This window comes from Sphingobium sp. RS1 (assembly GCF_056156825.1).
The window spans coordinates 1,793,866-1,819,887 of sequence record NZ_JBLZXE010000002.1 but is presented as its reverse complement, the minus strand read 5'-3'; the positions used below and the strand labels follow the sequence as shown (position 1 = coordinate 1,819,887).

At 62.9% G+C, this 26,022-nt stretch carries 28 protein-coding genes; 13 read left to right on the top strand and 15 right to left on the bottom strand.

Annotation, left to right across the window (positions count from 1 at the left end; all coding sequences use genetic code 11):
• Window positions 1–7: 7 nt before the first annotated feature.
• The 6 genes from ACNHGR_RS10400 to aroQ form a co-directional block, all read right to left on the bottom strand.
• On the bottom strand, window positions 8–352 hold the full coding sequence (locus tag ACNHGR_RS10400) for an arsenate reductase family protein (RefSeq protein ID WP_475285904.1): 345 nt from the start codon (window positions 350–352) through the stop codon (window positions 8–10).
• Entirely contained in the window at window positions 349–1,017 is a 669-nt protein-coding gene (locus ACNHGR_RS10395; protein ID WP_475285902.1) for an aquaporin, read from the bottom strand. The genes ACNHGR_RS10400 and ACNHGR_RS10395 overlap by 4 nt, the downstream gene beginning before the upstream one ends.
• Complete coding sequence (locus tag ACNHGR_RS10390; protein WP_475285901.1) at window positions 1,014–1,313, bottom strand: ArsR/SmtB family transcription factor; 300 nt, start codon at window positions 1,311–1,313, stop codon at window positions 1,014–1,016. The genes ACNHGR_RS10395 and ACNHGR_RS10390 overlap by 4 nt, the downstream gene beginning before the upstream one ends.
• A gap of 86 nt (window positions 1,314–1,399) precedes the next feature.
• Complete coding sequence (gene accC / locus ACNHGR_RS10385) at window positions 1,400–2,752, bottom strand: acetyl-CoA carboxylase biotin carboxylase subunit (RefSeq protein WP_475285899.1); 1,353 nt, start codon at window positions 2,750–2,752, stop codon at window positions 1,400–1,402.
• Window positions 2,753–2,766: 14 nt separating this feature from the next.
• Window positions 2,767–3,255, bottom strand: coding sequence for an acetyl-CoA carboxylase biotin carboxyl carrier protein (accB, locus tag ACNHGR_RS10380; protein ID WP_184267039.1), 489 nt, complete (start codon window positions 3,253–3,255; stop codon window positions 2,767–2,769).
• A 93-nt stretch (window positions 3,256–3,348) separates the two neighbouring features.
• Window positions 3,349–3,789, bottom strand: a complete 441-nt coding sequence (gene aroQ, locus ACNHGR_RS10375) for a type II 3-dehydroquinate dehydratase (protein ID WP_184267037.1) — start codon at window positions 3,787–3,789, stop codon at window positions 3,349–3,351.
• Window positions 3,790–3,900: 111 nt separating this feature from the next.
• Between aroQ and thiS the strand changes: the two genes are divergently transcribed.
• Window positions 3,901–4,902, top strand: a complete 1,002-nt coding sequence (gene thiS / locus ACNHGR_RS10370; RefSeq protein WP_475285896.1) for a sulfur carrier protein ThiS — start codon at window positions 3,901–3,903, stop codon at window positions 4,900–4,902.
• Between the two features lie 406 nt (window positions 4,903–5,308).
• On the opposite strand, the gene ACNHGR_RS10365 is transcribed toward thiS, so the two are convergent.
• Together ACNHGR_RS10365 and ACNHGR_RS10360 are read right to left on the bottom strand one after the other, a co-directional pair.
• Complete coding sequence (locus ACNHGR_RS10365; RefSeq protein WP_184265814.1) at window positions 5,309–5,749, bottom strand: hypothetical protein; 441 nt, start codon at window positions 5,747–5,749, stop codon at window positions 5,309–5,311.
• A 176-nt stretch (window positions 5,750–5,925) separates the two neighbouring features.
• Complete coding sequence (locus tag ACNHGR_RS10360; protein ID WP_475285894.1) at window positions 5,926–6,816, bottom strand: LysR family transcriptional regulator; 891 nt, start codon at window positions 6,814–6,816, stop codon at window positions 5,926–5,928.
• 92 nt (window positions 6,817–6,908) lie between these two features.
• Here ACNHGR_RS10360 and ACNHGR_RS10355 point away from each other — a divergent pair, with 92 nt between their 5' ends.
• From ACNHGR_RS10355 to ACNHGR_RS10320, 8 genes are all read left to right on the top strand, one after another.
• On the top strand, window positions 6,909–7,619 hold the full coding sequence (locus tag ACNHGR_RS10355) for a CoA transferase subunit A (RefSeq protein ID WP_475288390.1): 711 nt from the start codon (window positions 6,909–6,911) through the stop codon (window positions 7,617–7,619).
• Window positions 7,619–8,506: an HAD family acid phosphatase gene (locus ACNHGR_RS10350; RefSeq protein ID WP_475285892.1), complete on the top strand. Its 888-nt coding sequence runs from the start codon at window positions 7,619–7,621 to the stop codon at window positions 8,504–8,506. The genes ACNHGR_RS10355 and ACNHGR_RS10350 overlap by 1 nt, the downstream gene beginning before the upstream one ends.
• 2 nt (window positions 8,507–8,508) lie before the next feature.
• On the top strand, window positions 8,509–9,144 hold the full coding sequence (locus ACNHGR_RS10345; protein WP_184267027.1) for a CoA transferase subunit B: 636 nt from the start codon (window positions 8,509–8,511) through the stop codon (window positions 9,142–9,144).
• A gap of 9 nt (window positions 9,145–9,153) precedes the next feature.
• Window positions 9,154–9,594 carry an HIT family protein gene (locus ACNHGR_RS10340; protein ID WP_184267025.1) on the top strand — a complete coding sequence of 147 codons (441 nt, stop codon included), beginning with the start codon at window positions 9,154–9,156 and terminating at the stop codon, window positions 9,592–9,594.
• 57 nt (window positions 9,595–9,651) lie between these two features.
• Window positions 9,652–10,947: a glycosyltransferase family 4 protein gene (locus ACNHGR_RS10335; protein ID WP_475285889.1), complete on the top strand. Its 1,296-nt coding sequence runs from the start codon at window positions 9,652–9,654 to the stop codon at window positions 10,945–10,947.
• A gap of 112 nt (window positions 10,948–11,059) precedes the next feature.
• Window positions 11,060–12,598 carry a capsular polysaccharide export protein, LipB/KpsS family gene (locus ACNHGR_RS10330; RefSeq protein ID WP_475285887.1) on the top strand — a complete coding sequence of 513 codons (1,539 nt, stop codon included), beginning with the start codon at window positions 11,060–11,062 and terminating at the stop codon, window positions 12,596–12,598.
• Complete coding sequence (locus tag ACNHGR_RS10325) at window positions 12,591–13,874, top strand: capsular biosynthesis protein (RefSeq protein ID WP_184267020.1); 1,284 nt, start codon at window positions 12,591–12,593, stop codon at window positions 13,872–13,874. The genes ACNHGR_RS10330 and ACNHGR_RS10325 overlap by 8 nt, the downstream gene beginning before the upstream one ends.
• 149 nt (window positions 13,875–14,023) lie before the next feature.
• The gene (locus tag ACNHGR_RS10320; RefSeq protein WP_475285885.1) at window positions 14,024–15,100 is read left to right on the top strand and encodes a mannose-1-phosphate guanylyltransferase/mannose-6-phosphate isomerase; all 1,077 of its coding nucleotides are present in this window, start codon (window positions 14,024–14,026) and stop codon (window positions 15,098–15,100) included.
• Between the two features lie 51 nt (window positions 15,101–15,151).
• Here the strand turns inward: ACNHGR_RS10320 and ACNHGR_RS10315 are convergent, their stop codons facing one another.
• From ACNHGR_RS10315 to ACNHGR_RS10300, 4 genes are all read right to left on the bottom strand, one after another.
• The gene (locus tag ACNHGR_RS10315; protein WP_475285883.1) at window positions 15,152–16,321 is read right to left on the bottom strand and encodes a polysaccharide biosynthesis/export family protein; all 1,170 of its coding nucleotides are present in this window, start codon (window positions 16,319–16,321) and stop codon (window positions 15,152–15,154) included.
• Between the two features lie 122 nt (window positions 16,322–16,443).
• Window positions 16,444–17,340: an NAD-dependent epimerase/dehydratase family protein gene (locus tag ACNHGR_RS10310; protein ID WP_475285882.1), complete on the bottom strand. Its 897-nt coding sequence runs from the start codon at window positions 17,338–17,340 to the stop codon at window positions 16,444–16,446.
• 12 nt (window positions 17,341–17,352) lie between these two features.
• A complete protein-coding gene (gene gmd / locus ACNHGR_RS10305) occupies window positions 17,353–18,387 on the bottom strand; it encodes a GDP-mannose 4,6-dehydratase (protein ID WP_475285880.1) in 1,035 nt (344 codons plus the stop codon).
• Window positions 18,388–18,436: 49 nt separating this feature from the next.
• Window positions 18,437–19,750 carry a UDP-glucose dehydrogenase family protein gene (locus ACNHGR_RS10300; protein WP_184267011.1) on the bottom strand — a complete coding sequence of 438 codons (1,314 nt, stop codon included), beginning with the start codon at window positions 19,748–19,750 and terminating at the stop codon, window positions 18,437–18,439.
• Between the two features lie 136 nt (window positions 19,751–19,886).
• Here ACNHGR_RS10300 and ACNHGR_RS10295 point away from each other — a divergent pair, with 136 nt between their 5' ends.
• The 4 genes from ACNHGR_RS10295 to ACNHGR_RS10280 all read left to right on the top strand — a co-directional run bounded on the left by ACNHGR_RS10295 (window position 19,887) and on the right by ACNHGR_RS10280 (window position 23,714).
• Window positions 19,887–21,041 carry a KpsE/RkpR family capsule polysaccharide export protein gene (locus ACNHGR_RS10295; protein ID WP_475285878.1) on the top strand — a complete coding sequence of 385 codons (1,155 nt, stop codon included), beginning with the start codon at window positions 19,887–19,889 and terminating at the stop codon, window positions 21,039–21,041.
• Window positions 21,041–21,853: an ABC transporter permease gene (locus ACNHGR_RS10290; protein ID WP_184267006.1), complete on the top strand. Its 813-nt coding sequence runs from the start codon at window positions 21,041–21,043 to the stop codon at window positions 21,851–21,853. Before ACNHGR_RS10295 ends, ACNHGR_RS10290 begins: the two co-directional genes overlap by 1 nt.
• Window positions 21,850–22,506, top strand: coding sequence for an ATP-binding cassette domain-containing protein (locus tag ACNHGR_RS10285; protein ID WP_184267005.1), 657 nt, complete (start codon window positions 21,850–21,852; stop codon window positions 22,504–22,506). Before ACNHGR_RS10290 ends, ACNHGR_RS10285 begins: the two co-directional genes overlap by 4 nt.
• 89 nt (window positions 22,507–22,595) lie before the next feature.
• Window positions 22,596–23,714, top strand: a complete 1,119-nt coding sequence (locus ACNHGR_RS10280) for a glycosyltransferase family 4 protein (RefSeq protein WP_475285876.1) — start codon at window positions 22,596–22,598, stop codon at window positions 23,712–23,714.
• Between the two features lie 26 nt (window positions 23,715–23,740).
• On the opposite strand, the gene rfbD is transcribed toward ACNHGR_RS10280, so the two are convergent.
• From rfbD to rfbA, 3 genes are read right to left on the bottom strand one after another with little or no spacing between them, the layout of a single operon-like run.
• Entirely contained in the window at window positions 23,741–24,598 is an 858-nt protein-coding gene (rfbD, locus tag ACNHGR_RS10275; RefSeq protein WP_475285874.1) for a dTDP-4-dehydrorhamnose reductase, read from the bottom strand.
• Entirely contained in the window at window positions 24,595–25,140 is a 546-nt protein-coding gene (gene rfbC, locus ACNHGR_RS10270) for a dTDP-4-dehydrorhamnose 3,5-epimerase (RefSeq protein WP_475285872.1), read from the bottom strand. Before rfbC ends, rfbD begins: the two co-directional genes overlap by 4 nt.
• Window positions 25,137–26,021 (bottom strand): glucose-1-phosphate thymidylyltransferase RfbA, encoded by an 885-nt coding sequence (gene rfbA / locus ACNHGR_RS10265; protein WP_184266997.1) that lies wholly within the window; start codon window positions 26,019–26,021, stop codon window positions 25,137–25,139. The genes rfbC and rfbA overlap by 4 nt, the downstream gene beginning before the upstream one ends.
• Window position 26,022 lies beyond the last annotated feature (1 nt).

Below are 26,022 nucleotides of genomic sequence, written 5' to 3'. Positions count from 1 at the left end.
TTGCCTGTCAGAGTATTTCCAGAACCTTGTCCTGAGGACGGCAGAAGCGCACGCCCTTTTCGGTTTCGACAAAGGGGCGGTTCACATAGGCCGGATTGGCCGCCATTTCGTCCAGGATCGCGTCCGCCGTCATGTCCGGCAGTCCGCGCTCCTCGGCATCGGTGCCCATCTTGCGAACCGCTTCGGTTGGGGTCATCCCGGCGTCGGCGAATAACTGGACCAGCTTCGCCCGGCTGTAGGGCGTCTTGAGATATTCGATCACCTCGACCTCGACGCCCGGCGTTTCCTCAAGGATCGCCAGCGTCTTGCGCGAGGTGCCGCATTTGGGGTTATGCCAGATGGTGGCTTTCATGGGGTCTGACTTTCCTGTGTCTGGAGGGGAACGGGTGCGGCGAGCAGCCATCCGGCGACATGATGGCCCAGCCAAGCACCGGCAAATTGTGCTGCAATGAATGGCGGCACGTCGAAGGGCCTTATGCCAGCGAAACTGTCGGTCAGTGCGCGGGCTATGGTCACGGCGGGATTGGCGAAGCTGGTAGAGGATGTGAACCAGTAAGCGGCAACGATCCATGCCGCAACCAGCCCTGGCACGGCCGAAGGACGTAATGTCGCACCCAGACGGATCGTCAGGAGCAGGCCGAAGGTCGCGATCGCTTCGGCAAGCCAGATTGCAGGGCCGGTGCGAGGGGTCGCGCCAGGCTGAAGCGTTGGCAACCCGAACATGGTTTGCGCGATCATCGTGCCGCACATCCCGCCGCCAAGCTGAGCAGTGATGCGGGCCGTCCATTCGCGGCTTGGGGCAAGCAGCAGCGTAACGACCGGATTGAAATGCGCGCCGCTGAACGGGGCAAGCAGGGTGATGAGCAGATAGAGCATGGCGCCGGTGGCGATGCTGTTAGCCAGCAGGGCGACACCCATATTCTGGGCAGAAAGTCGTGCGGCCATGATGCCCGAGCCGACCACGGTGGATACCAGCAGGGCTGTTCCAAGTGCTTCGGCGGCGGCGATCCTTTTCACGCGGTGATTCCACCTGAACCGGTCGCAGCGCCGCACAGATCAGGCCGACCACCACAGCATTGATCGGTCAGGAAGGTCAGAAGGCTGCGGATGACGGGCGGATTGACGGCGTAGAGCAGGTGACGTTGCTGCCGCGTGCAGCGAATAAGGCCCGGTCTTTCGAGCGTTGCAAGATGGTGCGACAGGGTGGAGGGCGCTATGCCCAGCCGGGCGGCAATGTCGCCAGCGGCAAGCCCTTCTGCCTCTTCGCTCACGGCCAGCAGGCGGAACAGCGCCAGCCGGGTGGGATGCGCCAAGGCGCTCAGTCCATCAATGACACGATCCGATTCCATATTTCGATATTATTCGAAATATGGAATCGTGCAAGCTGGAAGGCTGGATCTCAGGCCTGATCCTCGCGGGCGAGCCATTCTTCCAGCCATTTGATCGTGTAGTTGCCGTCCAAGAAGTCCGGATCGCGCAGCAATGCCTGATGCAGCGGGATGGTGGTCTTCATCCCTTCGATCACATATTCCTCCAGCGCGCGCTTCAACCGCATGATCGCGCCCTCGCGGGTGCGGCCATAGACGATCAGCTTGCCGATCATGGAGTCATAATAAGGCGGCACCTTATAGCCCTGATACAGGCCGCTATCGACGCGGACATGCATGCCGCCCGGAACATGATAGCTGGTGACGGTGCCCGGCGAGGGGGCGAAGGTCTTGGGATCTTCGGCGTTGATGCGGCATTCGATCGCATGGCCGGTGAAGCGGATGTCTTCCTGATTCACGGAAAGCGGCTTGCCTTCGGCAACGCGAATCTGTTCGCGCACCAGGTCGAGGCCGGTGATCATCTCCGTCACCGGATGTTCCACCTGAAGCCGGGTGTTCATCTCGATGAAGTAGAATTCGCCATTTTCCCAAAGGAATTCGATCGTGCCCGCACCGCGATAGCCCATGTCGGCCATCGCCTTGGCACAGACGCCGCCGATCCGTTCCCGCTCGGCCTGCGACAGGACGGGTGAGGGGGCTTCTTCCAGCACCTTCTGGTGACGGCGCTGGAGCGAGCAGTCGCGTTCGCCCAGATGGATGGCATTGCCATTGCCATCGCCAAACACCTGAATTTCGATGTGGCGCGGATTGCCCAGATATTTTTCGATGTAGACGGTGGCGTCGCCAAAGGCGGCCTTCGCTTCCGAGCCCGCCTGCTGCATCAGCGTTTCGAGCTGGTCGGGCGAGGTGCAGACCTTCATGCCGCGACCGCCGCCACCCGATGCCGCCTTGATGATGACGGGATAGCCGGCGGCTTCCGCTATGATCTTGGCTTCCTCGACATCGCTGACCGCGCCATCCGAACCGGGGACGAGAGGCAGGCCGAGCGCGCCGGCGGTGCGCTTGGCCTCGATCTTGTCGCCCATGGTGCGGATATGTTCGGGCTTGGGACCGACAAAGGCGAGGCCGTGGGCTTCCACGATTTCGGCGAACTTGGCGTTTTCCGACAGGAAGCCATAGCCCGGATGGATCGCGTCGGCGCCGCTGATTTCCGCCGCCGAAATGATCGCCGCGACGTTCAGATAGCTGTCCTTGGCCGCGGGCGGCCCGATGCAGATCGCTTCGTCGGCAAGGCGCACATGCATGGCATCGGCGTCGGCGGTGGAGTGCACCGCGACGGTCTTGATGCCCATTTCATGACAGGCGCGGTGGATGCGGAGCGCGATCTCGCCGCGATTGGCGATCAGCAGTTTCTCGATGGCCATAAGCGGTTCGCGCCTTATTCGATGACGATCAGCGGCTGGTCATATTCGACCGGCTGGCCATTATCGACCAGAACAGCCTTGACCGTGCCGGCGGTCGGCGCGGTGATTGCGTTCATGACCTTCATGGCTTCCACGATCAGGATGGTTTCGCCGGCGGCAACCTGCGCGCCCACGCGGGCGAAGGGGGCTGAGCCCGGTTCGGCCGACAGATAGGCGGTGCCGACGATCGGCGACTTGACCACATTGCCCGACGGCACGGCCGCTTCGGCAGCCGGTGCGGCGGCGGCAGGGGCCGCGACCGGCGCGGCGGCAACGGGCGCTGCGACCGGGGCGGGGGCGTAGACGGCGGCGGGGACGCCACCGACCTTGCGGGCGACGCGGATCTTGCGATCGCCGTCTTCCACCTCGATTTCGGTGAGGTTGGTGTCGTCCAGCAGTGCAGCGAGATCGCGCACCAGCTGTACGTCCACCTGCATTGCGCCCTTTTCTTGTTTATCGGTCATGTGAAGTTCCTGGCCGGTGAATATCGTTTCTGGTGCCCGCGCCTATGCGCATTTACGGCAAAGCGCAACTTTCGTGCGTTGGGATGCGTGGCTCTACAGCTCCAGCGCGGCTTCCAGCGCCAGCATATAGGACATGGGGCCAAAGCCCGCGATCGTGCCCTTCGCCGCCATGCCGACATAGCTTTTGTGGCGGAAAGGCTCGCGCGCATGCGGGTTGGACAGGTGAATTTCGATGACCGGCACGGTCACCGCCTTGATCGCATCATGCAGCGCAATCGACGTGTGGGTCAGGCCGCCCGGATTCATGATGATGGCATGGGCGCCTTCTGCATGGGCTTCCTGCACCCAGTCGATCAGATGGCCTTCATGGTTCGACTGGTGGAAGACGATTTCCACATGAGCGCGGCCCGCCGCGTCCTCCATCCGTTCGGCAATGTCATCCAGCGTGTCATAGCCGTAAATTTCCGGCTCGCGGGTGCCCAGCATGTTGAGGTTCGGGCCGTTCAGGACATAGATTTTGCGTGTGTCGGCCATGGCGCACCCTTCTGATGTTGCTTGGCGGGCAAGGCCGCCCCTATATGCGGCACGATCCTTAGCCCTTCCCGTCTCGCCTAGTCGAGACTTCTTATTGTCCGGGACAGCGCAGTGAGCATAGACGGCACCATCTCCATCCATATCAATGGCGAACATCGCCGAATCCGCGACGGCCTGACTCTGGCAGACCTTGCGAGCGAACTGGGCTTCGTGCCGGAAAAGGTGGCGGTCGAGCGCAATCTGGAGGTCGTCCCGCGTTCGACCCTGGCGCAGGTCAAGGTCGAGGATGGCGACGAGCTGGAGATCGTGCATTTTGTGGGTGGCGGCGACGTGACCGGCGTGGATGACGATAGCTGGACCGTGGCAGGCAAGACCTTCCGTTCGCGCCTGATCGTGGGCACCGGCAAATATAAGAGTTTCGAGCAGAATGCGGCGGCGGTCGCGGCGTCGGGCGCGGAGATCGTCACGGTGGCGGTGCGCCGGGTCAATGTGAGCGACCCCAAGGCGCCGATGCTGACGGACTTTATCGATCCGAAAAAGATCACCTACCTGCCCAATACCGCCGGCTGCTTCACCGGGGAGGATGCGATCCGTACCCTGCGTCTGGCGCGCGAGGCAGGCGGATGGGATCTGGTGAAGCTGGAAGTGCTGGGTGAGGCGCGGACGCTGTACCCGGATATGGTCGAGACTCTTCGTGCTACGGAAGTCCTCGCCAAGGAAGGGTTCAAGCCGATGGTCTATTGCGTGGACGATCCGATCGCGGCCAAGCGATTGGAGGATGCGGGCGCGGTGGCGATCATGCCGCTGGGCGCGCCAATCGGTTCGGGCCTTGGTATCCAGAACAAGGTGACGATCCGCCTGATCGTGGAGGGCACCAAGCTGCCCGTGCTGGTCGATGCGGGCGTGGGCACCGCATCCGAAGCGACCGTGGCTATGGAACTGGGTTGCGCCGGCGTATTGATGAACACGGCAATCGCCGAAGCGAAAGACCCGATCCTGATGGCCGCCGCGATGAAGGCGGGCGTCGAGGCGGGCCGCATGGCCTATCGCGCCGGGCGCATGGGCAAGCGGCTCTATGCCGATCCGTCCAGCCCGCTGGCCGGGCTGATCTGAGCCGCGACGCGACAGGCGAAGTTCACACCGTTGTCGGCCTATTGGTGCCGGAAGCGCGCGCGAGGCTCTCGCGACGCGCCTGCGACGCATCACGGACGCGACCATTGGGGCGCGCATGCGCGCCAGTGACGCAACATCGACGCGACAGGCATGCGCCATCCATGCCATTGCCGGGTGCCGGATGACTTCCGCGTGAGATTGTCGTTGGACGAGCAGCGCCATTCCGCAGGGTAGATCAGAGGGCTGCAGGGTAGGAAAGCGATTTGTGGGAAGGGCGGGGTTCGACCATTTGCGGACGCTCGATCATTGCCATCCGCATCCTGATACCCACCGCTCATCAAGGGCGCAGGTCGAAAGCCGAATAGTCAAATGTGTTGGGAAGCGGACATTGACCCCAGCTCGACGTTCAAGCTCCAGACGTGTTCAGCATTACGCGCGGAGGACCGACGCTCACCACATCCACGCAGTGATTTAGCGTGGTCAGCGACCAGTGCTCTAGTGGCCCCGGATATTCATCGTCGGCGAATGTGGTAGCGGAGACATATTGGAAGAATGCTGTGTCGAAGCGCCGCTCAAGCATCTTTCCTCGGGGCAACTCGTTATCCTCGCCCTTCCAGAAGCTCTCGTTTCTGACTGCGTACGCAACGTAGTTGTCCCAATGTAGCTCGAAAGACCGGCTCTCGTCGGTCACAAGGATCGGCCGACCTTCACCCAAGTCGGCACCGTCGATGTCGATCTTAGTCGGCTCGCCGAGCAGGCCCTCCGCCACTACGATCCGCAACTGGTTTTCGGACGGCTCTCCTATATGAGTGAGGTATAGGTTGAGCAGACCGTCGGGAAACTCCATCGGATACCTTCAAGCGATTTGTGAGCAAACGTTGTTAGCTGGGTTTCCGTAATACCCGCAATTGGGCGAATGTTGCCGAACGATTTTTCTTCGCGCAGCGTCAGCTATGGTCGATTATCTCATCCAAACCGGACGGTCGCCAACCCACCCAAAACCACCATGTCGCCTGACAGTTTTCAGTTCGGGCTTTCCCCTCGCAACTCCAGCCGGCTTGCTCTGTCGAAGATGGCGAGGACCAGCGGGTCGGCTTCGGTGGCGCGGACCGCGACGTGGAAATCGACCGGGGGCATGGGCGGCGCGCCGGGGAGAGGAAGCAGCCGGCCTTCGGCCACCTGATGCCGGACCATGGGTTCGGGGAAAATGCCGATCCCGCCACCTTCCAGCACGATATCGATCATCGTGCGCACATTGTTGCAGATGTTGAGCGGACAGTCCGCGAGCGTCGAGGCGGCGATCGCTTCCTTCATGATGCGATAGAGTGGCGACAGGTTGGAGAGCGACCAGATCGGCGTCTGGGTGGCGTCCATGGCCGCCACTGTCGAAGGGCGCGCCAGCCAGAGCAGGTCGATGCTGCCGATCGGCGCGGTACGCAGCATCGGATGGGCGATCCGCCCGGCGGCAAAGGCGATGTCGGCATGGCCGGAGGCGAGTTGCTGGATCAGGTCGACGGTCAGCGCGATGTCGACCTCCAGCGACACTTGCGGCAGGTCACGGCCCAGTTGCGCGACGAAAGCGGGCAGGCAACTGGCCGCCGCGATCTCGCCTGCGCCGATGCGCACGATGCCGGTCGCGCCGGATATGTCGCTGCACCCCATCAGCACGCCCTGGAAGCGGGCCCAGAGCGGTTCGCTTTCGCGGACCAGTTCGCGGCCGGCCGGGGTCAGCGCCATGGTGCGGCCTTCCCGCCGGAACAGCGCAGTGCCGAGGTGGCTTTCCAGTTCGCGCACACGGGCGGAAATGGCGGGCTGGGTGGTGTTGAGGCGCGTCGCCGCTGCTGCAAAGGTGCCGAGCCGGGCGATCCAGAGCAGCGTTTCCAGATGATAGAAGGCGATGCGATTAATAGACATCGCTTATGCTTAGCGGAAAAAACAAATCATTGGTATTGATTGGTTCGGGTGCCTAGAACAGGGTGAAATTGTCAGAAAAGGGACGGATGCGGATGGTCAAGAAGCTCTACTCCGATGCGGCTTCGGCACTGGATGGCCTGTTGTTCGACGGCATGCATCTGTGCGCGGGCGGCTTTGGCCTGTGCGGCATTCCCGAGCGGCTGATCGACGCGATCCGCGATTCGGGGGTCAAGGATCTGACCATCGCCTCCAACAATGCCGGCATCGACGGCGAGGGTCTGGGCAAGCTGCTGCGCACGCGGCAGGTGAAGAAGATGATCTCCTCCTATGTCGGCGAGAATAAGGAGTTCGAGCGGCAGTTTCTGGCCGGCGAGCTGGAGGTGGAATTCTGTCCGCAGGGGACGCTGGCCGAACGCTGCCGCGCCGGCGGGGCGGGCATTCCCGGCTTCTACACCAAGACCGGTGTCGGCACGCAGGTGGCCGAGGGCAAGGAAGTGAAGAATTTCGACGGGCAGGATTATATCCTGGAGCGCGGCATCTTCGCTGATGTGGCGATCATCAAGGGGTGGAAGGCTGACGAGAGCGGCAACCTGATCTTCCGCAAGACCGCGCGCAATTTCAACCAGCCGATGGCGACGGCGGCCAAGGTCTGCATCGCCGAGGTCGAGGAGGTGGTGCCGACCGGTACGCTCGATCCCGACGCGATCCACCTGCCGGGCATTTATGTGAAGCGGATGATTGTGGGCGCGCCTTACGACAAGAAGATCGAGTTCAGGACGGTGCGGACGCGGGAAGCGGCCTGATGGTGATGACCAAGCGTCTGGGCTGTGCGTTGCTGCTGGCGCCGTTGGCAGCTTGCGCGACCACGCAGGCCACCTCCGTACCCGCGCTGGCGATCGATCGGGCGGCCAATCCGCCGGCCGGGATGCAATATCTCTACGGCTCGGGCGAGGGTGCTGCGATTTCGGTGCAGGCCTGGCATGCGCTGCTCGGCTATGTGGCGGCAAAGGTGAAAGCGCGGCCGGCCGACAGCGTGGTGCTGGCGGAAGGTTCGACACTTGCTGCACCGAAATTCCTGCCCTGCGGTGACAAGCCGTTCGCCGCCGTGTTCGACGTCGACGAGACGGTGATGCTCAACACCGGTTATGAATATCATGATGCGAAGACGGGCAGGGGCTTCGATGCCGCAGCCTGGGACGCATGGGAGAAGACCGGCGAAGGCGCGGTCGGGCCGGTGCCGGGCGCGGATCATGCGCTGGGCGCGCTGCGCAATCTGGGCGTGACGGTAATCTTCAACACCAACCGGTCGGCCGCCAATGCCGATGCGACCGCGCGCGCCATCAAGGCGGCGGGGCTGGGTGAGGCGGTGCATGGCCAGACGCTGTATCTGAGCGGCGACGACGCCATGGGATCGCGCAAGGACGGCCGCCGCTGGACGATATCCGGCAAATATTGCGTCATCGCCATGGGCGGCGACCAGCTGGGCGATTTTTCTGACCTGTTCAATGTGGCTGGCCAGAGCGTGCCCGCCCGCCGCGCCGCGACGATGCAACTGCCGATCGCAGGCCTGTGGGGCAATGGCTGGTTCGTGATGCCCAACCCTGTCTATGGCAGCGGCCTGAAGGGCGGGTTCTACGACGTGTTTCCAATGGACAAGAGGTGGGCGCCGCCCGCCGGTGGGGAGAAATAAGGATGCCCTGGACTCGTGACGAGATGGCCGCGCGGGCGGCGAAGGAACTCAAGGACGGTTTCTATGTGAATCTGGGCATCGGCATCCCGACGCTGGTGGCGAACCATATCCCGGCAGGGGTCGAGGTGACGCTCCAGTCGGAAAACGGCATGCTGGGCATCGGCCCCTTTCCCTATGAGGGTGAGGAGGATGCCGACCTGATCAACGCTGGCAAGCAGACGATCAGCGAATTGCCGCAGTCGGCCTATTTCAGCTCCGCCGACAGCTTCGCCATGATCCGCGGCGGGCATATCGACCTGACCGTGCTGGGGGCGATGGAAATCGCCGAAAATGGCGACATTGCCAACTGGATGATCCCCGGCAAGATGATCAAGGGCATGGGCGGCGCGATGGATCTGGTCGCGGGCGTCAAGAAGATCATCGTGGTGATGGAACATACGTCGAAAAATGGCGACGCCAAGTTCATCCCCGAATGCACACTGCCGCTGACCGGCAAGAATGTGGTCGACATGATCGTCACCGACCTGTGCGTGTTCCAGCGCCCCGACCATGACAGCCCGTTCAAGCTGGTCGAACTGGCGCCGGGCGTGACGGCGGAGGAAGTCGCTGCTAAGACGACCGCCCATTATATCAGCTAAGGGCAATCCATGAGCCTCGACGGCACGTATGACGACGCCAATATCTTTGCCTTGATTCTTCAGGGCAAAATCCCGTCGACAAAGCTCTATGAGGATGACACGACCTTCGCCTTCCTCGACATCATGCCGCAGACCAAGGGGCATGCGCTGGTCATTTCCAAATGGTCCAAGGCACGCAACCTGCTGGAGATGGAGGATGAGGCGCTGGGTCAGGTGATGGCGACCACGAAGAAGGTCGCCACCGCCATCCGCAAGGCGCTGAACCCCGATGGCATCCAGATCGCGCAGTTCAATGGCGCACCCGCGGGGCAGACGATTTTTCACCTGCATATGCATATCCTGCCGCGCTGGGAGGGCGATCCCACGGGATTCGTCGCCCATGGTGCGGGCACACAAGCCGACAAGGATGGCTTGCAGGCGCTGGCCGACGAGATTCGCGCGCAATTCTGATGCCGCTTCCCTTCGCGAACAGCCTGTGGGGCAACATTCTGTGGGATAGGCGCTGACATGGCTTTGCGTCCCTTTCAAGCGCCCGGTGCCCGGCTGGCGCTGCGCTCCAAGCGCGCCAGCACGCAATTTGCCGGCACACGCGGCGAGAGCGAGGTCATCCTGGACGTGTCGCGCCTGCTGTCGCGCGCCTTCCACCCTGCGCCGACCGGGATTGACCGGGTCGAATATGTCTATGCCCGCGAATTGCTGGAACGGATTCCTGACCGGCTGGCCTTTGCGGCGGTCCATCCGGCCGGGGGCTATTATGGCCGGTTGAGCAGTGCGGCGGTGCGCCAGTTCCTGGCCTTTACTGCGGCGAAATGGCGCAATGCGCGATCGACCGACGCGGGCGAGGGCAAGGCGGCGGTGATCCGCCATATGTTCGCCACGCGCCCACGCCCGGTGCCGCGTGCCACGGGGCCGCGCATCTATCTGCAGGTGTCGCCGCACCACCTGGATGATGAGGCGCAGGTCGGCGCGATCCTGCGGGCCGAAGGCGCGAAGCTGGTGACGCTGGTGCATGACGTCATCCCGCTCAGCCATCCCGAATTTGCCCGGCCGCAGGGGGCGGACGAGCATCTGAAACGGGTGCGTACGATCGATCGCTATGCCAGCGGGATCATCGGCAACAGCCAGGCGACGATCGATGCGCTGGCCCCGCATATGCGACGCGGGCTGGACGGGCGGGCGATTCGCGTCGCCCATTTCGGCGCGGACCCGGCGGATATCTTTTCCAACCGGCATGACGATGTGCCGGACCGGCCCTATTTCATCTATATTTCCACGATCGAGCCGCGGAAGAATCATCTGCTGCTGCTCAACATCTGGCGGCGGCTGGTCGACCGGCTGGGCAATGCGGCGCCGGTGCTGGTGCTGGTGGGCCGGCGCGGCTGGGAAAATGAGAATGTCATCGACATGCTGGAACGCGGCGAGGCGCTGCGCGGCCATGTGATCGAGGCGGGCGAAGTGTCCGACAACCGCATGCAGGCGCTGGTCGCGCAGGCGCGGGCGATGCTGATGCCGTCCTTCATCGAAGGGTTCGGCATGCCGGTGGTCGAGGCGCTGACGGCGGGCGTGCCGGTGATATGCAGCGATATCGTGGCCCATCGTGAGGTGGGGGGGGATGCACCCGACTATTTCGATCCGCTCGACGGCATGGGCTGGATGCGGGCGATCGAGGCCTATAGCTGTGTCGATTCGCCGGAGCGAGCCGCCCAACTGGATCGGATCTCCGTCTGGAGGGCTCCGACTTGGCGTGACTATTTCGACATCATCACCGACCTGATTGAAGAAGTAACAGTCTCTGTTCCTTGACCTTCTCTGACCGCATCCGCATGGTCGGGCGCGATATGGAAGGACAGGACATGGCCCCGAGCAGGCTATCATCGGTACAAGCAACTGACGCGCAAGGATATATTGCGCGCTGATGCCTCCTGTCCCGTTCCTGCGATCCCCACCTTTTGCTGGTATTGCACCGGCGACCGCTGCGATCAGCGTGCCGGTCGCGGATGGTGCCGTGGCGGAAACGGTGTCGGATGCGACCATCGCCCTGCTGGCGCAGGCCAGAGTTGGCGGCGACTTTTGGCGCGCGCGCCCGGAAGGACTGACCCCGATCGTGCGCGAAGGCGTGCCGGCCGGTTGCGATCCATGGGCCTTGGTCGCACAGGCGCGCGCCGTGCATGCGGAGGCGCAGGATGAACTGGCGCTGGTCGCCGGGATGATGGATGTTCCGGTAATCGGTCCCGATGGCCGGACGATCGATCCCGCCATGCTGCGCAGGGCGCTGAAGGCGCGACTGGCGGCTGCGCAATATCGTAATTGCTTCACCGGCGCGTCGGTGAGTGTGGACCAGGCCATCACCCAGCTGGCCGACTGGCGACGCCATCTGGATGGCAATCGCGGGATCGTTGCCGCCAGCGGCATGGCCTTCTGGAAGAAGGAGGCGATCCGCCATTTCCTGTGGGACGGGTCGCAGACGCCGCCCTTCCTGTCGGTGGGGCGAGGGCTGGACCGCGCCCGGCGCGAGGGCGGTGCGCTGGCGATCTGGCCATCGCGCGTGCCGCGTGAAACGATCGGGCAGGCGGCGGCGCTGGGCGTGCCGATCGCGCAGGTGGAGGACGGCTTCCTGCGATCGCGTGGGTTGGGGGCGGCGCTGCATCCCCCCGGGTCGGTCGTGGTGGATCGTACCGGCATCTATTATGACGCGCGCAAGGCCAGTGATCTGGAAACATTGCTGGCGACTCATGATTTTTCGCCTGCTCTGGTTGAACGTGCGGCGCAATTGCGGGCGCGTATCTGCGCTGTGGGCGTTACCAAATATGGCACGGACGCGGGCAAGATGATCGGCCTGCCGGCCGGACGTCGCACCGTGCTGGCGATCGGGCAGGTAGAGGATGACCTGTCCGTCTATTTCGGCGGCGCGGGGGTCGCGGGCAATCTGGATTTCCTGGCCCGCGTCCGGAAGGCCGAACCGGATGCCTGGATCGTCTATCGCCCCCATCCTGACGTGCAGGCCGGGCATCGCAAGGGCCATTTGCCTGACGCGAAGGTGCTGGCGCATGCCGATGCCATCGATATCGGCGCGCCGTTGATGCAGCTGGTGCAGACAGTGGACGAAGTGCATGTCCTGTCGTCGCTGACCGGTTTCGAGGCGCTGATGCGCGGCCGTGCCGTGACGGTGCATGGCATGCCCTTCTACGCTGGCTGGGGGTTGACCCGTGACCTGGGCGAGCCGACCGGTCGCCGTGGCCGTCAGCTGAGCGTGGATCAGCTTGTGGCGGCGGCGCTCATTCTCTATCCTCGCTATATCGATCCGGTTACGCGGTTGCCGTGCGGTCCGGAAGTGATGGTGGATCGCATGGCAAGTGGATCGACGCCGCCGGTGACATGGCTCATCCGGCTGCGGATGCTACAGGGGAAGTTGCGCCGTTTTATGACTTTGTTCGCCGAGTTCCTGCATGGCTGAAACTGCCGCGAAAACCTTCCTTTTCCTGCAAGGCCCGCACGGTCCCTATTTCGCGATGCTGGCAGAGGCATTGCGCGCACGGGGGCATCGTGCGCTGCGGATCAATATCAATGGTGGCGACAAGATCGACTGGCCCGGCGAGGCGACCGATTATCGCGGGACGTTCCGCAACTGGCCGCTTTTCTTCGACGATTTCGTCGTGAATCAGGGTGTTACCGACCTCATCCTCTATGGCGATTGCCGCCCCTATCATGCGTCTGCACATGGCATGGCACGGCTGCGCGACCTGCGTGTCCATGTCGTCGAGGAAGGCTATATCCGGCCGGATTTCATGACGTTGCAGGATGACGGGGTGAACGGCAATTCCACCCTGCCACTCGACCCGCAATGGTATATGGATCAGGCGCGCACTCTGCCGCAACAGGAAGTGGCCTTGCCGCCCGTGCCGTCGACTTTCCGCGCGCGGGCGCGCAATACCATGCGCAACGGGCTGGCGTCCGCGCTGATGCGGCCATATTTCCCCTTCTATAACACGCACAGGCCGCACAGCTTCCTGATGGAATCGGTTGCCTGGTGCTGGAAGCTGGTGATGCGCCAGAGCCATGAACGGCGGTCGCTCACCGAATGGGAAAAGGTCAAGGACAAGCCCTATTTCACGCTGCCCTTGCAGCTCAATTCCGACTATCAGATCCGCATCCATTCGCCCTTCGGCAATATGCGGGCCGCGCTTCGCTTCGTCATCAAGAGCTTTGCTCAGCACGCTCCCGCTGGAGTATCGCTGGTGGTGAAGCGTCACCCGCTCGATCCCGGTCTGGTGGGGTGGGATCGGCTGACGCGCCGTCTGGCCAGCTATTATGGCGTCGCCGACCGGGTGGTCTATCTGTCCGACTGGGACATTGCCGAAGTGGTGGACAAGTCGCTGGGCGTCGTCACCGTCAACAGCACGGTTGGTACGCTTGCGCTGAACAGCGGCAAACCGGTCGTCGTGCTGGGGCATTCGGTCTACAAGATTCCCGGCGTCGTCTATCGCGCGGGGCTGGACGATTTCTGGGCTGCGCCGGCCGCGCCGGACATGCAACTCTACGCCGCCTTCCGCAGCGTGCTGGTGGATCGATGCCTGATCCGCGGCGGGCTGCTGAGCGAGGAAGGGTTGCAGATGCTTGTCGACAATGCCGTCGACCGATTGTTGCGCGATCCGGCGACGCTCATATCCCTGCCCTATGATGGCCGGCGCAAAAGGCGGGCCATCAACATCGTGCATGGCGATGCGGCCTGACGGGCGATAAAGACTTTATGGCTTGTTCAGATAATCGTGGCATAGCAGCCGTGACGGAAGAGGTCGGCCTGTTGCGTCAATGACGATGATCGGCATGCGATTTTCCATTCGCGATGCCGACATGTTCTGCCTTTCTGGAGTGTTTTTCCATGCGTATCTATCCCGCCATCCTTGTGGGCGGATCCGGGACACGATTGTGGCCCCTGTCGCGTGGTGACCGGCCGAAGCAGTTTCTGAGCCTGGTGTCCGAACAGTCGATGCTGGAGGACACGATCGCGCGGGTGGCGGGGCGTCCTGGTTTCGCGGCGCCGATCTTCATTTCCGGCGAGCAGCACGGCAGTTTGTTGACGCAGATGCTGGGGACGCTCGGTATCGAGGCCTCGGCCATCCTGCTGGAGCCAGAGGGCCGCAATACGGCGGCCGCCATCGCCATGGCCGCGCACTGGATCGCCGGTCAGGGCGAGCCGGCCTTGATGCTGGTCATGCCGTCCGATCATGTCATCGCCGATCCGGACCTGTTTCTGGGCAAGGTCGAACTGGCGGTCGAAGCTGCGCTGGCAGGCAATCTGGTGACCTTCGGGGTTCAGCCCGATCATCCGGCGACCGGCTATGGCTATATCGAGAGCGGCGAGGCGCTGGATGGCACTCCGGGTATCCACCGGGTGCGGGAATTTGTCGAAAAGCCGCCGCTGGCGGTTGCCGAACGCTATCTGGCGGAAGGACGGCATAGCTGGAATGCCGGCATATTCCTGTTCACGCCCGAGGCCTTTCTGGGTGAGTTGATGCGCCACGCGCCTGATGTCGCGCGGCCGGTCGAGGCGGCCATGGCGGCGCTTACGGCCGATGGCGGCCTGTCGCGACCGGGCCGGGCCTCTTTCCTGGCCAGCGCCAATATCTCGATCGACTGCGCCGTCATGGAAAAGACCGATCGCGCCGTGGTGGTGCCGGTCGATATCGGCTGGTCCGACGTCGGTTCCTGGGATGCGCTCTGGACCGCGCGCAGCAAGGATGCCGATGGCAATGCGATGCGGGGCGATGTGTCGACGGTCGATTGCAACGGCAATCTCATCCTGGTCGATGGTGGCCCGCCGGTGGCAGCGCTGGGCATGACCGACTGCGTCATCATATCGACGGCGGAGGGGCTGCTGGTCATGCCGCGTCGCCGTTCGCAGGATATGAAGGCTCTGCATGACGCCCATGTCAAACGGGCGGCGGTGACGGCCTGAAGATATTGTCCCCGGGGGCAGGGGTATCCGGCCCCCCGGGGATAAGACGGATCAGTTCCGCGAAATGGCGTTGTCGACCGAGATGACCGGAATGATCGTGGAGGCCATGATCCCCACGAAACGCTGGAATTCCGAGATCGGGCTGTTGGCGACGTAGATCACGTCCTTGTCGCGGATCTGGAACCGCTGCATCGTGAAGTAAGTGGTCGGATTCTTCATGTCCACGCGGAAGATGACCGGCACCTTGCCCTCCGCATTGACGACCGTATCGGCGTTGCGGTTCGGGAACAGGGCGGCATCTTCCCAGCGGAAGACGAAGACACCCTTGGGATCGGCGGACAGCAGGCCCCCGGCACGGCCCATAGCCTGCGACAGGGTCAGGCCGGTCGATTCGAACGGCACTTCCGCATTCGCCTTCACAGCGCCCAGCGTCGTGAAGCTGAACGGCTGGAACAGCGCGGTCACCACGTCGCCGGGACGCAGGATGACATTCTGACGCGGATCGCGGATCACTGTTTGCAGCGGCATCATGACCGACTGACCGTCACGGGTAAGCTGCACCGTGATCTTATCGGCCAACTGGCGCGTACCACCCGATGCGGCGATGCCGTCCAGAATGGTTTCGCCCTTGGCCGTCAACGGCATGCGCACGCTGGTTGTTACTTCGCCCACGATGGAGGCGGTGGCCGATGCATTCTGGGCCAGGCGTACGGTAACTTGAGGCAAGTGAGCCTTGTTGCGCAACCGGCCGGCAATGTCCTGCTCGATCTGCGTCAGGGTGCGCCCCGACGCCTGAACCGATCCGGCGAAGGGTACGGTGATGCGGCCGGTGTCGCCGACAAGAAAATCGGGTAGCGGTGTGCCCTGGCTACCGGTGACCGTGCCGGGAACGCTGACGCCGCCGAACAATACGGCAGGGGGGGCTTCCCAGATCATGATCTGAAGCACGTCGCCCTTGCCGACGATCTGGCCGACCGGCATGGAAGGTCCGAAGATGCTCGCGAAATCCGGGGCGGGCTGCGTCGGGGCGAGATAGGGCGAATTGCCGTCGTCAAGATTGACGATCTCGATCCCGCGGATCGAGGATTTTTCCGGCGCATTCATGATGCGCTGCCTGCCGGGACCGACGGATGTGCAGGCCGAAGTGAGCATCAGCAAAGCGAGCAGGGCGGCGGCATGGCGGCGCGGGCGCTTCGTCTCTTGGTGGGTCAGGCGATTCATGCGGTCTTCCAATGTTCAGGGCCGTCGGCGAGAGAGCCAGACTGCCGTCGCCTATCCACTATAGGCCATGGCGGGTTGCAAGCTTAATATGTGTGGTGATCTGGACTGGTCTGCTTTTGCGGTCAGCCGTTCAACATCCATTGCAGTGTCTGAGCGATCGGTATGGCGCGTAGTGGACCGATTACCCGTTCGAGCCGATCGGGATCACCGCAGAGCGACGCAGGTTCGTTCGGCCGGACGAAGGCCGGATTGGTCGATGGTTCGAAACGGTGCCCGGCAAGCTGACCCGCCAAGTCAAGCAGGTCGCGCAGGACGACCGGCCGGCCCGAACAGATATTGAAGGTGCGCCCATGGCTTTGTGGAGTGGCGAGCAGCCGTTGATAGGCGTCGACCACCGTCCGGACATCGGAAAAGTCGCGCGCCACGTCCAGATTGCCCAGTTCGATCCGGGTGATGCCGCGCCGCGCATGATCGATGATCTTGGGGATCAGAAACTCGGCCTGCTGGCCCAGCCCGGTATAGTTGAAAGGCCGGACGAGAATGATCGGCAATTGCGCGTCGAAAAGCCGGCAGATGATTTCCGTCGAGGCTTTGGTGGCGCCATAATCGTTGAACGGAGCAACGGGCATGTCCTCGCTCAGGCGCCCGCCGCGATTGCCATAGACGTTGGCGCTGCTGGCGACGAGGACGGCGTCAGGCCGTTCGGGCAAGGCCGCCAGCGCACCGAGCAGGTGCCGCGTTCCCAGAATGTTGGTCCGATACATTTCCGCCAGATCGCCATGGGGCACGAAGGATATGGCGGCCAGATGCACGACCTGCTGCGGCGCGATTGTCCGAATCAGCGCCGACAGGGCAGCCTGATTGCCGATGTCGCATTGATGCAACGCATGGGCCGATGGCACCGGGCGGTGTTCGCCTTCATGGACGAGGGCATGGACTTCATGGCCGCTGGTGGCCATAGCTGCAGCCAGATGGCGACCTGTGAAGCCGCCGCAGCCGGTGATGAGCACCCTAGCCATGCTATTGGCCGCTTAAAAGCTGACGCCGGCTTGGTTGCGCCGGATATCCGCCTGCACCATCATGTCGCACAACGCCTCCAGCGATGTTTCCGGGCGCCAGCCTAGGCGGTCCAGCGCATGTCCGGCATCGCCCACCAGATGATCGACCTCCGCCGGTCGATAGAAACGCGGGTCGATCTGCATGACGGTCTTGCCCGATCCGGTGTCCACCGCGATTTCCTCTTCTGCCGTGCCGGAAAAGGCGATTTCCATCCCGGCCGAGCGGAAGGCGAGTTGCAGGAAGGTGCGAACGGTTTCCGTGCGGCCAGTCGCCAGCACATAATTATCGGGTTCGTCGGCCTGCAGCATGCGCCACATGCCTTCGACATATTCCTGCGCATAACCCCAATCGCGAGCGGCATCGATATTGCCCAGCATCAGGCAATCCAGCTGACCCAGGGCGATCCTGGCGACCCCGTCGCTGATCTTGCGCGTCACGAATTCGCGGCCGCGCAACGGGCTTTCATGATTGAACAGGATACCACTGCACGCGAACAGGCCATAGCTTTCGCGATAGTTGATCGTGCTCCAATGGGCGAACAGCTTCGACACGCCATAGGGGCTACGCGGATAGAAGGGCGTCTGCTCGGTCTGCGGGACGGCCTGCACCTTGCCAAACATTTCCGACGTGCTCGCCTGATAGAAGCGGATCGCGGGGTTCACGATCCGGATCGCTTCCAGCAGGTTGAGCGCGCCGATGCCGGTAATCGACGCTGTGGCAACCGGCTGTTCGAAGGACACGCCAACGAAGCTCTGCGCGGCGAGATTATAGACCTCGGTGGCTTCGGAGCGCTGGAGCAAGCGGATCGACGCAGACAGATCCGTGATGTCATATTCGACCAGATGCAGCCGGGGATCGTTGGTGATCCCCAACTCCTCGATCCGCCAGAAATTGGCCGAACTGGTGCGGCGATAGGCGCCGTAGACCGTGTAACCCTTGTCGAGCAGGGTCTGGGCCAAATAGGCGCCATCCTGTCCGGTGATGCCGGTGATAATGGCGCTGGTCATGCGGCGCGTCCTGCTTGTGTGGCGAAGGGCATCATACGGTCCGTGTCCCTCAACCGACGTTGCCGCCGACGCGGGAGAGGGTGAAGCCAGCGGCGGCGGCCTCTTCTGCGGGATAGATGTTGCGCAGGTCGACCAGGGCGGTGCCGTTCATGCTTTCGGCGATGCGCTTGAGGTCGAGGGCGCGGAAGATGTCCCATTCGGTGACCAGCACCAGCGCGTCGGCGCCGTTGGCGGCTTCATAGGCATCCTTGGCCATGACGACCTTGGGCATCATGGGCGCCGCGACCTCTGCGCCTTCGGGATCATAGGCGACGATCTTCGCGCCGGCATCTTCGAGCGCCTGGACGATGGCGAGGCTGGGGGCGTCGCGCATGTCGTCGGTATTGGGCTTGAAGGTCAGGCCCAGCAGCGCGACCGTCTTGCCGCGCGCGTCGCCGCCCAGCGCCTTGACGATCTTGCGGCCCATCGCCCTCTTCCGAAGGTCGTTGACCTGCACCACCGTCTCGACGATGCGGATCGGGGCGTCATGATCCTGGCCGGTCTTGACCAGCGCCAGCGTATCCTTGGGGAAGCAGGAACCGCCATAGCCGGGGCCGGCATGGAGGAATTTGGAGCCGATGCGGTTGTCGAGGCCGATGCCGCGCGACACGTCCTGCACCTCGGCGCCGACCGCTTCGCACAGGTCGGCCATTTCGTTGATGAAGGTGATCTTGGTCGCCAGGAAGGCGTTGGCGGCATATTTGATCAGTTCGGCGGTGCGACGGCCGGTGAACATCAGCGGTGCCTGGTTGAGGTTGAGCGGGCGATAGACCTGGCTCATCACCGCGATCGCGCGTTCGGACCCGGTGGTGCCGACGACGACGCGATCGGGCCGCTTGAAATCGCCGATGGCCGCGCCTTCGCGCAGGAATTCGGGGTTGGACACGACCTGGATGTCGAGGTCGGGCTTGAGCTCACGGGCGATCCGCTCGACCTCGTCGCCGGTGCCCACCGGCACGGTCGACTTGGTGACGATCACCGCCGGCGCATCCAGCGCCTCGACGATTTCCCGCGCCGCAGCATAGACATAGCTCAGGTCCGCATGGCCATCGCCCCGGCGCGAGGGCGTGCCTACCGCGATGAAGATCGCGTCGGCGCCCTTGACCCCGGCGGCCAGGTCGGTGGTGAACGTCAGCCGGCCCGACGCCGCATTGTCGCCCACCAGCTTGTCCAGGCCCGGCTCGAAAATCGGCATCCGACCGGACTCGATCGCCGCGATCTTCCCCGCGTCCTTGTCCACGCACACCACGTCATGACCAAAATCCGCAAAACAGGCCCCTGACACAAGTCCAACATAACCTGTGCCGATCATCGTGATTTTCATGGAATGCGTCCGCCTCCGCGCTGGTCCTTAAATCCCGCATGTGCGTGATGCATCGCAGATACAAAGGCGTGGATGGATATGGCAAGCCTTCAGCGGTCCTTTTTTGTCGGCGGAGCGATAAGCAAGGCGCTGGACATTGATTTGTGCAGCGCGTAACAAACTCGCGAACCGAGAGACTTGCTTTTCAATGACAAAAATTCCCGAAAAAATCGGTGGATTGCCTTCGCTTTTCATCGCAACGGTACTTGTCCCCACTGCTATCGCGACCGTTTATTTTCTCCTGAGTTCCAATGTTTACACATCGGAATCGCGGTTCGTCGTCAAAAGTTCGGAGAAGCAGTCGAGCTCGGGGCTGGGTGCTCTGCTCAAGAGTGGCGGTTTCACCAATGCTTCCGAAGACGCGTTCGTTGCCAACGACTATATCATCTCGCGGGACGCGCTCGGTGCGCTGAACCGCGACGGCCTCGTCAGCCGCGCCTTTGGCAATGGGGATGTTTCGTTCCTCAATCGTTTCAACGGTCTTGGCCTCAACGGCAGCAATGAAAAGCTCTATGCCTATTATCAGGACCATGTAGAGGTAAAATATGACGCGGCGTCGGGTATCGCGACGCTCTCTGTCAAAGCCTTTACCCCCGAGGAAGCCCGCAAGATCAACCTGCGCCTGCTGGACCAGGCGGAAACGCTGGTCAACCGCCTCAACCGACGCGGTCGCGAGGATCTGGTGAGTTACAGCAGCGCCGAGGTCGCGGATGCCAAGGCCAAGGCGCGGGCGGCTGCGCTGGCCCTGTCGGCCTATCGGAACCAGGAAGGCGTGGTCGATCCGGAAAAGCAGGCGACCGTCCAGTTGCAGATGATTTCCAAGCTGCAGGACGACATGATCTCCACCAAGACGCAGCTGGTGCAATTGCAGTTGCTGACGCCGCAGAACCCGCAGGTTCCGGTGTTGCGCGCGCGCATCGCGGAACTGAACCGCGAGATTGCCGCGCAGACCGGACTGGTGGCGGGTAACCAGAAGTCGCTGGCGGCCAGTGCGGCGCAATTCCAGCGCCTCCAATTGGAAAGCCAGCTGGCCGATCGTGATCTGGCAGCAGCGATGACCTCGCTTCAGGAATCGCGAAACGAGGCCCGGCGCAAGCAAGCCTATGTCGAGCGGATTGTGCAGCCCAGCCTGCCTGACAGCGCCGCTGCACCCAAGCGTCTGCGCGGTATCTTGAGCACGATGGCCGTCGGGCTCGTCCTGTGGGCGATTGCCACCATGTTGCTCGCGGGTGTTCGCGAGCATGGCGACTGATGCAAGAGGATATCGAAAATCCGGGGCAGACGCCTAGCCTGGGACGATCCTGGGCGATCCAGAAGCGGGTGATCGGCGCGCTCATCATGCGCGAGGTCATCACCCGCTACGGGCGGCACAATATCGGTTTCCTGTGGCTGTTCGTCGAACCGATGATCTTCACCATCGGCGTCACCTTGTTGTGGACGGCGCTCAGGACGGTCCATGGATCGGACCTTCCGATCGCGGCGTTCGCGCTGACCGGCTATTCCAGCGTTCTGGTTTGGCGCAACATGCCAAACCGACTGGTCGGCGCCATCCATCCCAATCTGTCGCTGATGTATCATCGCAATGTGAAGGTCATCGACATCTTCGTTGCGCGCGTGCTGCTGGAATGCATCGGCGTCGGTACCTCCTTCTTCGTTCTCAGCCTTTTCTTCGCGTCGATCGGCTGGCTTGACCTGCCCGAGGATCCGGCGAAGGTCGTGGTTGGCTGGTGCATGCTCGCCTGGTTCGGCATCTCGCTGGCCATGTTCATTGGCGCGTTGTCGAACCGGACGGAACTGATCGACAAATTCTGGCATCCGATGACCTATCTGATGTTCCCCTTGTCGGGGGCCGGCTGGCTGGTGGACGCGGCACCACCGAGCCTGCGCGAACTCGTACTGTACGTGCCAATGGTGACCGGGGTCGAATGGGTGCGCGACGGTTTCTTTGGTTCCCATTTCAAGGCGCATTATGACCCTGCCTATTTGATCGGGTGGAATGTCGCTCTGATGTTCTTCGCGCTCATCGAAATCCGCTATGCCAGCAAGAATCTCGTGCCCGAATGATCCGCCTCGTCGACATCAACAAATATTATCACACGCGCCGTGGTCCGAACCATGTCCTGCGCGATGTCAATCTGACGCTCGAAAAGGGCCAGAAGATCGGCATTCTGGGGCGCAATGGTGCAGGCAAGACCACGCTTATCCGGATTGTGGGCGGCGTGGAGAAACCGACCAGCGGTCGGGTCGAGCGCGACATGACGATTTCCTGGCCGCTGGCTTTTTCCGGCGCGTTCCAGCAGTCATTGACTGGCTATGACAATCTGAAATTCATTTGCCGCATCTATGGCAAGGACCCCGAGGAAGCGTTGCCGGCGGTCGAGGATTTCGCCGAACTTGGCCGTTATATGCGGGAGCCGCTGAAAAATTATTCAGCCGGCATGCGCGCGCGCTTGGGGTTTGCCATTTCGCTGGTCGTGGACTTCGACTGCTTCCTGATCGACGAAGTGGTCGCCGTGGGCGACCAGCGCTTCCAGAATCGCTGTCATGAGGAACTGATCGTCAAGCGTGCCGATCGTTCGATGTTCTTCGTGTCGCACAATCCCAGCTTCATCCGCCAGAATTGCGACATGGCCGCGGTCTTGGTCGATGGCACATTGGTGTCGTTCGAGGATGTCGACGAAGCCTATCATTATTATCAGGCGCATTATCGCGAATGACGCTGTGGAACCGGCTGTCTCGCGCTGTGAGGATTGGTGGGCGACGGACGGGTGGGGCGCCCGATAGCCCACGCAGGCTGGTGGTCGACATGTCCACCATTGCCCAGCACGACGCGGGGACCGGTATCCAGCGTGTCGTGCGCGCCCTCTGGGAACAATTGCGTCATGCGTCGCTGCCCGGGATCGAGATCATGGCGGTGGCCGCGACCGTGAAGGGGGGCTATCGCCGGGCCGATCTGCCCGACGGACGGATCGTGCTGCCCGATCCGAGCGCGCCTCTGATCGCTTTGCGGGCGGGCGATATCTTCCTGGGCCTTGATCTGGCGGCACATCGCCTGTGGCGGCATCGCCGGCAGGTGAAGCGGTGGAAGCGATGCGGCGCGACGATCGCCCTGGTCGTCTATGACGTCCTGCCGCTGCGCCGACCCGACTGGTTCCCGCCTAGTACGGCACGTCATTTCGGCCGCTGGATCAGGATCATCGAACGCCATTGTGATATTGCGCTGTGCATATCGCGCGCGGTGTCGGACGATCTGCATGCAGTGCTACGGCAGCGTAATCATGCGCGACGGCATCCGCTGCGCCATGCTTTGTTGCCCCTGAGCGGGGATATCGGCGGGAGCCGCCCCACCGATGGCATTGATGAGGCAGGGCATGTCGTGCTGGCAAAGGCCCGACGGCATCCGACATTGCTGATGGTGGCCACTGTCGAGCCGCGCAAGGGGCATGCGCTGCTGCTCGACGCGTTCGACCGCTTGCAGGCTCGGATGGGCGCGGCGGCGCCCGATCTGGTCATGGTAGGCAGGCCGGGATGGCGAACGGAAGCAGTCCAGCAGCGCATGGCCGACCGCGCGGGAAACTCGGCAGGCTTTCACTGGCTGCCCAACGTGTCGGATGAATTGCTGACGGCGCTCTATGACAGCGCAACCCTGGTCGTCGTGCCGTCACTTGGGGAAGGCTACGGCCTGCCGATCGTGGAGGCCCTGTCGCATCGCCGGCGGGTGCTGGCGCGCGATCTGCCGGTATTCCGGGAACTGGCGCAGCCTGGCCTTCATTATTTCCAATCCGATACGCCGGATGATTTGGCCGATGCTCTTATCGCGACACTCGACGCGCCATGGCCGCCGGCGACCGCTGGACGAGCCGGCTGGGACGTGAGCCTGGCCGCATTGCTGGAGGGGTTGGACATCGTACAGGCGCCCGCCTGATGTGAACGGGCGCCTGTCGTGCGATGTCAGCCCTGTGCCTTGATAGCCGCGATCATTTTGCGCAGATTGCTGCGCCAATGCGGCGCCGGCCCGCCGATGGCCGCAAAGGTCGCGCTCTTGTCCAGTACCGAATAGCTGGGGCGGCGCGCGGGTGTGGGATAATCGCTGGTCGCGATCGGCACGATGGTCGCCTGCTGCGAAAGCAGCCCCGCAGCTAGTGCCTCCTCCTGGATCGCAACGGCGAAGTCGTACCAGCTGGCAGCACCGCTGTCGGTATAATGATGCATGCCCCGGGCGTCGGCTGCGATCAGGCGCCAGATGGCCTCGGCCAGCGCCGGCGCATAAGTGGGCGTACCGATCTGGTCGGCGACGACGCGCACTTCGGGGCGTTCCCCCATCAACCGCAACATGGTCCGGACAAAATTGCCGCCGTCGGGTGCATAGACCCAGGCGGTCCGCACTATCAGCGCATCATCGCCAGCCGCCTGCTCGCCGGCCAGTTTGGACCGTCCATAGGCGCTCATGGGGCGGGTCGGCGCATCGGGCCGATAGGGGATGCCCGATATGCCGTCGAACACGAAGTCCGTCGACACATGGACGAAGCGGGCGCCATGTCGCCGCGCCGCATCGGCCAGGAAGCCGGTGCCGCCGCCATTGATAGCGAAGGCACGTTCCTCTTCCTGCTCGGCACGATCGACCGCCGTATAGGCCGCGGCGTTGATGACGACTTCTGGCGCATGCCGGGCAATCGCTTGTTCGACGGCTTCGGCCTGGCTGATGTCCAGTTCGGCCGAGCCGAGGCACAGCAGATCGGTCCCGGTGGGAGCCGTTGCCTGAAGGCTGCGGCCCAGTTGTCCGTTACAGCCGGTAATCAGCACCTTCATGCGAAGGCCTCGATCTCGTCCAGCGTCCTGGCCTGCTGATCCTTGCCCGACAATTGCGGGTCCAGTCCTTCCAGCGGCCATTCGATGCCGATGGCGGGATCATTCCACAGCAGGCTGTGATCCGAGGCCGGCTCATACAATGCCGTGCATTTGTAGAGGAAGTCGGTGCCGTCTTCCAGGCTGACGAAGCCATGGGCGAAACCCTCAGGCACCCAGAACATCCGCTTGTTGGCCGCCGATAGTTCGACGCCGACCCATTTGCCGAAATGGGGGCTGGAGCGACGGATGTCGACCGCGACGTCCCAGACCCGGCCGGCGGCAACGCGTACCAGCTTACCCTGCGGATTGGGATTCTGGAAATGCAGGCCGCGCAGTACGCCCTTGGCCGATCGGCTGTGATTGTCCTGCACGAAATTCAGGTCCAGCCCAGCCTCCCGAAAGGCAGCGGCATTCCAGCTTTCCATGAAGAAGCCGCGATCGTCGCCGAACACGCGCGGTTCGATGATGAGCGGGCCGGGAATGGCGGTTTCGATGATCTTCACGCCATGGCTCCCTTGCCGGTCAGGAGGCCCATGAGATAATTGCCGTAGCCGCTCTTGCGCAGCGGCGTCGCGACCTTTTCCAACTGGGCGTCGTCGATGAAGCCCTGGCGCCAGGCGATCTCCTCCGGGCAGCAGATTTTGAGGCCCTGCCGATCCTCCGTCACGCGGACATAGAGAGCCGCGTCGAGCAGCGATCCATGGGTGCCCGTGTCCAGCCAGGCATAGCCGCGGCCCATGATCTCGACCGACAGCGATCCTTCCTCAAGATAGAGGCGATTGAGGTCCGTAATCTCCAGTTCGCCGCGCGGCGAAGGGGCCAGATCGCGGGCGAAATCGACCGCACGGCCGTCATAGAAATAAAGGCCGGTGACGGCATAGTTGGACTTGGGCGCTGTCGGTTTTTCCTCGATCGTTTCCGCGCGCCCATCCGGCCCGAACGACACGACGCCATAGGCCGTCGGATCACTGACATAATAGCCGAAGACGGTGGCGCCATTGTCGCGCGCGCTGGCGTTCGAAAGCAGTTCGACCAGACCGTGTCCATAGAAGATATTGTCGCCCAGAACGAGCGTGGAGGGATCGGAGCCGACGAAATCCGCGCCGATATGATAGGCCTGTGCCAGCCCGCCGGGCTCCGGCTGCACGGCGTAGGAAAGGGACAGGCCCAATTCCTCGCCGCTGCCGAGCAAGGCCTGAAAGGCGGCGGCGTCATGCGGGGTAGTGATGATAAGAATTTCCCGGATGCCCGACAGCATCAGCGTCGAGAGCGGATAATAAATCATCGGTTTGTCATAAACTGGCATCAACTGTTTGGAGACGCCCTTGGTCAAGGGATAGAGCCGGGTTCCGGAACCGCCGGCCAATATTATTCCTTTGCGCACA